This is a genomic window from Acidobacteriota bacterium, from assembly GCA_040752675.1.
GTDB lineage: Bacteria > Acidobacteriota > Polarisedimenticolia > JBFMGF01 > JBFMGF01 > JBFMGF01.
The window spans coordinates 1-10,982 of the sequence record JBFMGF010000031.1 but is presented as its reverse complement, the minus strand read 5'-3'; the positions used below and the strand labels follow the sequence as shown (position 1 = coordinate 10,982).

Annotated in this window: 11 protein-coding genes; 5 read left to right on the top strand and 6 right to left on the bottom strand. The window is 48.3% G+C overall.

Features of this window, described 5'->3' with window-relative positions:
* Positions 1-101: 101 nt before the first annotated feature.
* The 6 genes from AB1756_03395 to AB1756_03370 form a co-directional block, all read right to left on the bottom strand.
* Positions 102-605 carry a cytochrome ubiquinol oxidase subunit I gene (locus AB1756_03395; GenBank protein MEW5806381.1) on the bottom strand — a complete coding sequence of 168 codons (504 nt, stop codon included), beginning with the start codon at positions 603-605 and terminating at the stop codon, positions 102-104.
* A gap of 86 nt (positions 606-691) precedes the next feature.
* Positions 692-1,117 carry a desulfoferrodoxin family protein gene (locus AB1756_03390; protein MEW5806380.1) on the bottom strand — a complete coding sequence of 142 codons (426 nt, stop codon included), beginning with the start codon at positions 1,115-1,117 and terminating at the stop codon, positions 692-694.
* 3 nt (positions 1,118-1,120) lie between these two features.
* A complete protein-coding gene (locus AB1756_03385; GenBank protein MEW5806379.1) occupies positions 1,121-1,729 on the bottom strand; it encodes a redoxin domain-containing protein in 609 nt (202 codons plus the stop codon).
* Positions 1,730-1,762: 33 nt separating this feature from the next.
* Positions 1,763-2,164 carry a transcriptional repressor gene (locus AB1756_03380; protein ID MEW5806378.1) on the bottom strand — a complete coding sequence of 134 codons (402 nt, stop codon included), beginning with the start codon at positions 2,162-2,164 and terminating at the stop codon, positions 1,763-1,765.
* A 346-nt stretch (positions 2,165-2,510) separates the two neighbouring features.
* Positions 2,511-3,953, bottom strand: coding sequence for a menaquinone biosynthesis decarboxylase (locus AB1756_03375; protein MEW5806377.1), 1,443 nt, complete (start codon positions 3,951-3,953; stop codon positions 2,511-2,513).
* 50 nt (positions 3,954-4,003) lie between these two features.
* Positions 4,004-4,513: a hypothetical protein gene (locus tag AB1756_03370; GenBank protein ID MEW5806376.1), complete on the bottom strand. Its 510-nt coding sequence runs from the start codon at positions 4,511-4,513 to the stop codon at positions 4,004-4,006.
* Positions 4,514-4,640: 127 nt separating this feature from the next.
* Here AB1756_03370 and mqnE point away from each other — a divergent pair, with 127 nt between their 5' ends.
* From mqnE to AB1756_03345, 5 genes are all read left to right on the top strand, one after another.
* Entirely contained in the window at positions 4,641-5,750 is a 1,110-nt protein-coding gene (gene mqnE / locus AB1756_03365; GenBank protein MEW5806375.1) for an aminofutalosine synthase MqnE, read from the top strand.
* A gap of 66 nt (positions 5,751-5,816) precedes the next feature.
* Positions 5,817-6,608 carry a menaquinone biosynthesis protein gene (locus tag AB1756_03360; GenBank protein MEW5806374.1) on the top strand — a complete coding sequence of 264 codons (792 nt, stop codon included), beginning with the start codon at positions 5,817-5,819 and terminating at the stop codon, positions 6,606-6,608.
* A 195-nt stretch (positions 6,609-6,803) separates the two neighbouring features.
* On the top strand, positions 6,804-7,874 hold the full coding sequence (locus tag AB1756_03355) for a hypothetical protein (GenBank protein MEW5806373.1): 1,071 nt from the start codon (positions 6,804-6,806) through the stop codon (positions 7,872-7,874).
* Positions 7,875-7,889: 15 nt separating this feature from the next.
* Positions 7,890-8,135, top strand: coding sequence for a hypothetical protein (locus AB1756_03350; GenBank protein MEW5806372.1), 246 nt, complete (start codon positions 7,890-7,892; stop codon positions 8,133-8,135).
* Positions 8,136-8,366: 231 nt separating this feature from the next.
* Positions 8,367-10,964: a carboxypeptidase-like regulatory domain-containing protein gene (locus tag AB1756_03345; GenBank protein ID MEW5806371.1), complete on the top strand. Its 2,598-nt coding sequence runs from the start codon at positions 8,367-8,369 to the stop codon at positions 10,962-10,964.
* Positions 10,965-10,982: the final 18 nt, after the last annotated feature.

The window sequence follows — 10,982 nt, the reverse complement described above, 5'->3', positions numbered from 1 at the left end:
ATGGTCCATTTTCTTCCTGTCATGAGATCCTCCTCGTATGAAAATTTGAGTGCTCCATAATTGTTATTCTACAGGAGCTGATCTCTAACCCAAAGACCTGTCTACATCCAAAGGGGAGCAATATAATAGCTTCCCGGGGTAAGCATAAAGGCATGGGCTGCGTTAATGATGAAGCCAGCTAAGACTGCAGCGATAGCAGTTATCAGTCCACCTAAAAGATGTTTTCTTTTGCTCTGTGCTTTATCCCAGCTCTCGCGATAGTAGATTGTGCCAGCCATAAGAAGAAGGAACATGCCCGCCTCTAAGACCAGAAACCAGAAAAAAATATTGTATAAGCTCTTAGCAAATTCCGGGAAGAGACCAATGGTGAGAATCACGATTGTCACTCCCAATACCCCACCTATCTTCATCAGGTTGGATATAAAACTTATATATTTTTTTGCCAAAAGGTCATGATACGAACTCTTTCTCTTATAGCCTATATATTCTGAGATAAAAGAGATTAAAATTCCTCCCACGGCTATGAAGGCTAAGAAAACATGGGCGAGAATCACTACCGCCATAATTAGCGAATTGCCTAAATACGGGAATTGAATCGGTTTCATCTCATCACCTTTTTATAAGATGGCTCAGGAAATCCCTGGAACGGCTCTTGGGGACTATTCCTGAGCCAACTTTGGAATTGAAAAAGTTAAATTTCTATCTTCCCCATCCATTTGCCATGCAGATTGCAGTTCTCAATAGCATAGAAAATCCCCGCAGATGCTTTGAGTTCCACCTCCACGGTCGGATTTAAAATCCTTGGCTGCAAAAGATAGCGACTTATAAATTTACGATCCAGATAAAAATCTATCCAGGTGATATAGTGATTTTCCTCCATCACATGTGGGATTTCACCCACCCTTGTTTTTACCTGAACATTTTTCTCCCCTAAGGATTTCTTTAATAACGGGATATGCTTTTTCTCAGATTCAGTTAAGTTCTTTGGATCCGTAGGGCTTTTAAGCGCATCTTGATTTTCGGAGAAGGCACTATCTTTTGCAAAACAGACCGGGCATCTCTCCGGGATAACCTCAAAAGAAATATGACCACAGATTTTGCAAACGTAGGTCTTCATTTTTCACCTCCTGGTTTTCAAACTCTCTAAAACCCTGCCCACCAGCTTGGCTCCTGGTTTTAAGGTGGGGTCTCCTTCTCGCCATTTAGCCGGGCAGACCTCTGAGGGATGGGCCGAAACATGCAGGTGAGCCTTGATCTTTCTCAAAAGCTCATCTGCATTCCTTCCCACATTGTCAGAACTGATCTCTGAGCCCACCAGCCTTCCTTCCGGATTTAGTATGAATGTCCCCCTTTTCGCCAGTCCAGTATTCTCATCATAAACGCCAAAAAGACGAGAGATTTTACCAGCTGGGTCAGCCCCCATAGGGAACTTAACCTCTTTCAAAAGCTTCTCCTCCCTCTGCCAGGCCAGATGCACAAACTTTGTATCTGTGCTCACGGAGATAAGCTCAACCCCTAGCTTTTTCAACTCAGCATATTTTTCAGCCAGATCAGAGAGCTCTGTGGGGCAGATAAAGGTATAATCTGCAGGATAAAAGAATAAGACTACCCATCTTTTATCCTTCTTGAGCTGATTCAGGGAAATAATTCCAAAATCCTCTCCTTTTGGATCATAGGTCTCCATTTCAAAATCTAGAACCAGATTGCCGATTTTTAAAACCTCTGACATGAAATACCTCCTTATCTTTATTTTTTAGTTTAGTCAAACCTCTTTACAAGCTTTACAAAGCCCATACAGGCTTAAGTTAAAACCTTTAATCTTAAAATCTTCTTCCCTTGCGGCTTTCTTAAAAAGGTTCTCCAATCCCAAGATCTCTAAATCAAAAACCCTGCCGCATTTCTGACAGACAAAATGGGGATGAGGAACAGGATTTCCATCAAAGCGATCGAATGTATGGCCGAACGGTAACTTCAGGATTCTTTTCTGCTGCTTCAATATTCTTAAATTTCTGTAAATTGTGCTTAAGGAAAGATTAGGGAAATCTTTTTTCAACTGAAGATAAACCCAATCCGCAGTTGGATGGGATTTTGTAGAGGACAGGATCTCCATTATCCTTTTCCTCTGTTTTGTTTCTCTAAAAAGATTCTCGTTATTCGTATTCATAATTATTATTAATTATATTTTAAAATATTTGCTTGTCAAGTCCCTCTGGAATTTTTTTAAATCAGCTTAACTCTTTGCTTAATAAGAAGTTAGGAGTCGAATCTGCGGAACTTAGTTTATGAGCTTGCCATCCTGATCTTCCGAGGGATAGTTTATTATCTGTATCTTTTTCTCCTCATCATGTAAGCCGAAAGGAGATACAGGAAGAGGGAAAAAATAGAAATGTACAGAATCGTGTAAAATAGAACTCCAGATCAGAAAATCTCATGCGATAGCTTAGATAGATACACTCCGTCTGGCTCTTAAATTGAAAATCCCTCAATGCTACAGTTGGGTGGATCTACTTTCATAAACCATACTCTTTCCAGCGCCGGGTGACGAGGTCGATGATCCTTTTTTCCATCTCGATCTCGTCGGGCCATTCGCGCTCGAATCCTTCCGATTTCCACTTCTTCGTACCGTCGATCCCCATCCTGGAGCCATAATTAGGTAGACGCGAGGCGTGGTCCAGGACTTCCGTCGGGCCGAACGTAAACTGCACATCGCGCTCAGGGTCAACATGGTTCAGGACCTTCCAGGCAACCTCGAATTCATCCCTCACGTTTACATCTTCATCGACGACGACGATGCACTTCGTGAACATCGCCTGTCCCATGCTCCAGATGGTGTTCATGATCTTTCGCGCGTGGCCGGGATACTGTTTCTTAATGGAAACGATCAGCAGGTTATGAAATACTCCTGCCCACGGCATGTGCATGTCGACGATCTCGGGGAACTGCTTCTTGATGACTGGAAGGAAGAGTCTTTCTATTGCAAGCCCCATGAAGCAATCTTCCATCGGCGGTCTTCCCACGATCGTGGCATGGTAGATCGGGTCCTTTCTATGGGTGATGCACGTCAGGTGAAAAACAGGATAATCATCGGCCAGAGAGTAGAATCCGGTGTGATCTCCAAAAGGACCTTCTCTCATTCTCTCATTCGGCAGCACGTACCCCTCCAGGACAATCTCTGAGGCAGCCGGAACTTCCAGATCGACGGTCTCACATTTGACCATTTTTACCCCTTCCCCTCTGATGAAACCCGCGATGATCATCTCATCGAAATAGTCTGGAGCAGGAACGGCAGCCGCAAATGTTACGACAGGGTCTCCGCCTATGGCAACGGCCAGCTCTATTCTCTCGCCCGCCTCTTCCCTCTGACGGTAATGCCTCGCCCCATGTTTGTGGATGTGCCAGTGCATTCCCGTAGTCTTGGAGTCATAAACCTGCATCCGGTACATTCCGCAGTTCCTCGTGCCCGTCTCGCGGTCTTTGGTGAAGACGCATGGAAGCGTGATGTACCTTCCCCCGTCTTTCGGCCAGCACTTGATTATGGGGAAAATGTCGAGAGAGGGATTATCTTCGATGATGACCTCTTTGCATGGAGCATCCCTGACTACCTCCGGAAAGAATCCCGCCAATTCGCTGAGTCTGGGGAGCATCTTCAATTTGTCGATGAACCCTTCCGGGGCTTTAAAATCAAGGATATTCTGAAGCCTTTTGGCAAGGTCATTGAGAGAAGGGGTCTCAAGGGCAAGATTCATCCTTCGCTCCGTCCCGAAAGTGTTGATCAGGACCGGAATGTTCGATCCCTTAACTTTTTCGAAGAGGAGAGCGGGGCCACCTGATTTCACCACACGGTTTGCTATCTCCGTAATCTCCAGCTCAGGATCGACCTCAACCCGGATTCTCTTAAGTTCCCCCAGATCCTCGAGCTTCTTGACAAAGTCTCTGAGGTCCCTGTATGTCATATCTTTGCCCTTTTTAAAACCTGTTTTTATCCCGAGGCAGGATGTCTGGATTACTCAGGATTGATCGAGGCAGGATCTGCCGATTTCCTGAAACGATATTCCTCGCCTTTGTAAACCTTATCTCCTTTGCTGTTGAATTCAATCGGGCGGCTGATCAATTCTTTGCCATCAGAGGTAATCTCCATTTCATCAACGAAGGGAACGATCTCCCCGCTTTTCAGATTCTTGGCGATCCAGTTCACCACGAGTCGCTGGCCATCCTCCGAAATCCCGACCGAGAAGGAATAATGTTCCACTTTCTCACCGTCCTGGATCTTATCGCATTCTCCATAGGTGTCGCATTCGATCTTCCAGGAACCGTCCTTTGCCTTCTGCTTCCACAGGAATTTCACTTCGCTCCCCTTCTGTTCGATTGTGATGGCGGAGCTCACCAGATCGTTCTCCCGGACCCAGGCTCCTGAAAAATCAACGTCGCTCCTGACTTCTTTTTTCTGCTCTGCGCAGGAGATGGAAAGAAAAACGGGAAGAAAGAGGCATAGAAAGATAGATGCCTTTTTCACTCTTGCCCTTTCCCTAAAAATTTTATGCATGATAACACAGAGCGTGATCGTTTGACAAAGGGGAGAGGCAGTGTTAACTTTAACCAACCCCGTACTGAGATTGCGAGTCGAATCAGAGGCAGACATCATGATAGAACCCGTCCTGGAAAAAGAGATAATCAACACCGGCCTGGGCGACATCTGCGATAAGGTTCTCACCGGAAAGAGGCTTAATTACCTGGATGGGCTCCGCCTATTCGTCGCTGAAAACATCCTGGCCGTCGGAGCTCTTGCCAACATCGTCCGTGAACGGCTTCACGGTAACAGAACTTATTTCATCAGGAACCAGCACATCAACTACAGCAACATCTGCATCAATGGATGCTTTTTTTGCGCCTTCTCCAGGAAGGGCAAGGGAGACAGCGGCTACGAGATGTCTCTCGAGGAAATCTTCGACAAGGTTAAGGAAAGACTTAACCAGCCCATCACGGAGATCCACATCGTTGGCGGGTTGAACCCCAACCTTCCTTACGGCTACTACACCGACATGCTGAAGGGGATCAAAAGGATAAGGAAAGATGTTCACATCCAGGCTTTTACCTGCGTGGAAATCGCCTTCATCGCGGAGCAGTTCGGGAAAAGTGTTGAAGACGTCCTCATCGAGTTCCGGGAGGCCGGGCTGGGATCGATCCCGGGCGGCGGAGCGGAGGTCTTCTCCACGAGGGTGCGGGGAGAGCTCTGTTCCAGGAAACTCTCCCCGGCTGGCTGGCTCTTCGTGGCCAAGACGGCTCACAGGCTTGGAATCCGCACCAACGCGACCATGCTCTACGGCCACATAGAAAATCTGGAAGAACGGGTGGAGCACCTTATCAGGTTGCGAAGCGCCCAGGACGAGAGCGGCGGATTCGTTACCTTCATCCCGCTCGCCTTCCATCCCGATAATACCCGGCTTTACCGAATCAAGAGGACGACCGGGATAGATGATCTTAAGACCATAGCCGTCTCGCGGCTCCTGCTCGACAACTTCCCGCACATCAAGCCTTTCTGGATTATGATCGGACCGAAGATGTCCCAGCTCGCGCAGTCCTTCGGAGCCAACGACATGGACGGGACGGTCATCGAAGAGAAGATCACGCACATGGCTGGTGCCGAGACAGCCGAGGAGATGGCTGTGGATGAGATTGTCTCACTCATCAGAGGCGCCGGCCGCATCCCCATCGAACGTGATACCCTTTACAACGAAATCAAACGATATTAGTGGAAGTGATGCATGGGTTGGTGGGCAGGAAAGGCGTCGCGAACATTTTAGAGAGAGGCCGAGTCGATGAAAGTGAAGGTCGGCGTCGTCAATTTCCTGAACACGAAACCCCTCATCTACGGTCTGGAAAAGGACCACGACCGCTTCAGACTGGTCTATGATACGCCGGCACAATGCGCTTCGAAGCTGGAAACGAGGGAAGTAGACATCGCCATTTTGCCAGCCATTGAATATGCCTCATCAGAAAAATATTCCATTATTTCCGATATCTCCATCACTTCTAAAGGGAGTGCCGGTTCCGTGCTCCTCTTTTCAAAGAAAGAGATCGGTGAAATAAGAACTATCGCACTCGACAGGAACAGCAGAACTTCTATCGCACTTCTCAAGATCCTCTGCCGCGAAAAATTCCGGATCGATCCCGGGTTCCATCCGATGCCTCCCGATCTTGGAACCATGCTTTCCGAGAACGACGCCGCACTCGTCATCGGAGACAATGCCCTCTTCGCTCCCGAATACTTTCAGGAGATGCTTGCCGCTGACCTGGGCAGGGAATGGTTCGAGATGACTTCTCTTCCCTTCGTCTTTGCCTTCTGGTGTGGCTTTCCTGATATCAAACCTTCGCTTATCAAGGCTTTCCTTGAATCCAGAGATCTGGGCATACAGAAACTGGATGAAATCTCAAAGAGATACTCTTTTCTGGGAAGGACTTTCCTATATCTCTCAAGGCGATACCTTACAGAGAACATGACCTATTCTTTTGGCGATGAGGAGAAGAAGGGGCTCGTTCTCTTCTATGAACTCTGCCTGAAGCATGACCTTATTACGGAAATACCCACCCTGAGGTTCTTCAGCGTTTAAGCAAATTACCCTGTTCCAGCAGCGGACACGTCTTCCGGACTTTGAATGATATGCAGACATCTTTCCTGATAGGAAGAGCCTTCCGGACCGGTTTTCCTCAACAAAATCGACTCTTCTAAACGGGTTCTTCCTTCGATTTCCTCTGGCATCATTCTTGATTCATCTCCTCGCGCTTTTTTGGAGTGGAGATCAGAAATGTTCCTGCTTGTTCTTATCATCATCTTCATTTTCGGTTCAAGCACGACGATTCTTTCAGACATCCCTGACATCACGGCGAAGGGCACCGGGCTTAAACTGGAAGAGGGAAAAGCCATCAAAGAGAAATTGTCCGTATCATTTGCCGATCCCGAGATGCTCTTTCCTTCCGAAGAGATTACAGTCATCCCGGCCTTCTCGAAATTCTTTCTTGAAGCGGATCATATTCTTGGCTCAAACAGCAAAGCCCAAGAGATCTCTATCCTCTCTAAAACGAGGATGGAAAAGCTTCTCATAGCGGCAACCATCGAGATCGAAGATTTCGCTTACCGGAACGGTCTCATCTATCTTCTCGCATACAGAGAAGCAGGACCAGGGATCATGATCCTCGACAGGGAAGGAAACATCCTCAGCCAGTTTCCGCTGGTGAGAACTCCTCCCGGTATGACCTCGATCGCGGTCGATTCTAAGGGGAACATCTATCATAACAACCCTTCCCTTCCAGAAGGGATCATCACCGTTTACGATTCCTTCGGCCGGGTCAAAAAAATCTTCGGGAAACATCTTCCCGAGAAATACTTCGCCTCCATGAAGCTCCTGAACAGAGTCGTCCTCTGCGTCGATGGCAACGATCATCTCATCCTGGCCTTCAGGTTCAACCCTATCGTCAGAAAGTACGACAGCAATGGCGAACTACTCTTTGAGCAGGAGCTTTCATGCAAGGAGATCCTGCAAAGAGCAAAGACCGAGAAGGATGCCTATCCGGAGCGTTTTACTCTGACCGACGATGGCAGGGTTAAAATCAGAGCTTTCACTTACTTCACATCCGTAGCATGCGACGCGAAAAACAACATCTATCTGAAATTTGGGCCAGAATCTTTGATCTTCCGGCTCGATAAGGAGGGATTACTCAATGAGAAACTCCTCCTGATCCACGGCGAAGACTCAATCGAAGACTTCGATTTCTGGGAGTCTTCCATCGTAGTCAGGGAAGGCTTCCTCTATTTTCCGAGGGAAAGGGAAGGAAGCGAGTCTTTCGGTTCCATCCTGAAATATAAACTTCATAAATAGCATAGGAGGTGTTCCATGAAACAACTGTTTTCACACATCATTCTTCTCACCATCGTCCTGACGCTCTCGGTTTCTCTCTGTGCTGCGGGGTCAGGGTGCAAGGCCAACTGCAGGAACGGAAGCTGCGAGGTCATGAACTGCGATAAGAATGCTGTCTGCAAATGCAACTTTCTGGGAAATCCCGTTTGCAAATGTTCCGAGAAAGGAGCCATCGAAGAGATCGGTGATGTTGCAGGGGATATTTTAAACCCCAGTAAGTAATTTCTGCGGGGGAGGGTGTGCTTCCTCATGTCCGACGCATCCTCCCCGCACTTCAAATCTTTCCTTGAGAGCCGCCAGCGTAATGCCTCCAATAACTGATGCGTTGCCAGCCACCACAAAAAGCATTTGGCTAAAAGAACCCTTTGCATTTATACTTAGTAGCAGTTTTATGAATCAAAAGTGCTTGAAGAAATTTTTGAATATTGACTGGCAATTCCGTTGGGGTCAACCATGTCTGTCAGGTCATCCGTTTTATTGATCCTGATCATCCTCTTGTATAATCTTGTCTGCACGGCACAGACTTCCGCCAGACAGGTCCAGGAAGCTTCCCTATCCGGTCAGGCATTGACCGTTCAGGTCTTTTCGGGCCAAGTAATCTCCGAAGAGGGGCTACCCGTCAGCGATGCCCTGATCATCTTCCTCGACTGTTCCTATGTTCCGGTGGATTCTGCCAGGACCGATGCGGGCGGAAACTTCCGCCTGGAAGCCAATGCCGGAAAGCTGTGCCTGATGAGAGTTCAGAAAGAGCGATACATCCCCTTCGACATCGAGAAAGAAGCTTTTCCTCCCCCTGGCGAGAAATGGAAGATCTCTCTGAGGAGAGCATCAAAAATTTCCGGAGAGATTCTCGATGGCGGCAGCTTTTCACCATTGAGAGGAGCTTTCATAAGGCTGATGAAGCCCGAGGATGAACGTGCAGATCAAACCATAGGCAGCGCGAAAACGGATGAGAGCGGAAGATATTCTTTCCAGAACATCGCTGCCGGGAAATATCTTCTGGAAGTCCAGAAGGAGGGCTACCTCTCATCCTCCGAAACCCTGTCCCTTCGTGGGGGCGAGCAAAAATCAGCAAATGTTTTCCTCTTCAAGAAAGGGTCTCTGAACGGAATCGTCTTTGATGACGAACGGAATCCCATTGAAAATGCATCCATCGAGTTGTCGAAGTCGCTTTCACCATTCTTCAGGGAAAAAGGGAAAACCTTTGATGGAGGAGAGTACATCACACGATCGGCAAAGGAGGGGAAATTTTCCATCGATGACATTCCGGCATACGGTGGCTACAGATTTTCCGTCTCAGCAGAAGGCTTTGCTCCGCGCATCGTCCAGAAGGAAATCCAGCCTGGCACCAATCTTCTGACTATCACGATGCAGAGAGCCTCCTGCATCTCGGGGAAAATGCGATGGGACAAAGAGAAGCTTCCCGGAGATTCAGAGATCGAGATCAAGCCTCACAGCGAAGAGATAGCACTGGGATGCAGGAACCTCTTCCAAAAAAGGCACCGCCCCGATCCTTCTGGCTCCTTTCGCATTGCGGATCTTCCTGCCGGAAGTTTTACTCTGACAATCAACTCTTCGGAATTCCTACCCGAAGTCTACGAAGTTCTGCATTTGAAGCCGGGAGAAGTGAGAGACCTCGGCGTCATCAAGCTTCGCGCCGGACTAAGAATTTCTGGAGGCGTGGAGAATGAAAAAGGTGAAAAGCTCAAGAAGGCCCGCATCAAGGCTTCGCTGAGCGGTTCTGGCGGCAGGCTCTATGCGAAGAGCGCGGAAACCGCGGATGATGGCTCCTTTTCAATCGATGGCCTCAAAGATGGGATCTACACTATCCACGCGGAAGCCAATGGTTACACAGAAGAGACAAGAAAGGGGATAAGAGCTGGCACCAGGAATCTTCTCTTCACTCTCGGCGCCTCCGGGAAGATACAGGGGATGGTCGCCGATGAGTTAGGGAAGCCTCTGGAGAGATTTTACATATTCCTCGAACCGGAAGGGAAAGATGCAATAAATGGGAAATATTACACCTTCTCTTCAGAGACTGGCAGTTATGAAATTGGAAATGTCGCCCCTGGCTTCTATTCGATCATCGCCGGCGCCATCGGATTCTCCGAAGATTCCATGAAGGGAGTGGAGATCTTCAATGGAGCGGATACGGAAGGGATCAATTTCTACCTGAAGAAGGGGGCAAAGATCGATGGTTACGTCTATGACAGGGAGCAGGGCCTCCCTCTTCCCGGAACGCATGTAACCGTTCCATTCAGAAGTGGTGGTGAAGCGCTCACGGCCATCACGGACCATTCGGGATATTTCACTCTCGACGGGGTCCCGCTTCAATTCATCTCTCTCGTGGTGGAACATCCAGACTATGCTCCTGCCGTCATCGATGGGATAGACCCAACGGGAAAGGAATCATCTTTCCCGCTCAAGATCAATCTCGAAGGAGGTGGAATGGTGGAAGGGTACGTCCTGGAGGCGGATGACTCTCCAGTCCATGGGGCCAGGCTATCCATTCAACATGGAAAGATCTCTCAGGATTCAATCTCCGACATGAGCGGATATTACCGCATCGAGCATGTTCCTTCAGGGACACACAGCATCGCCAAGATACTGCCACGAATGGACCTCTATTCCGATTACGAGTCTAGGGAGTTTACGATCAGGAACAACGATATCCTGAGGATCGATTTCAAATCGCTTACGGAGGCCTCGGGATATCTGACGAGAAGAGGCGTTCCCGTGGAGGGGGGAAGGGTTTCCTTCATCGAAGCTCCGGAGCAAAGCCAATTCGATCCCGGGAAGCTTTCCGCGAGGTCTTCCTATACTGATTCCACAGGCTTTTACAAAGTCAGGGGACTCAAAGACGGACGGTACACCGTCGTCATCGAGAATGCCGAGAAGAGATTCATAAAAGTCGTCGATATCCCCCGGGTCAAAGAGTTCCGAGAACCTTCCAAAAGACACCTATGTCAATGTCATGTCGCAGTACAGACCGATGTACAAAGCGCACGAGTATCCGGATATTGCAAGGAGAATAACCCGCAAGGAGTATGAAGATGCGATCCGCTGGGC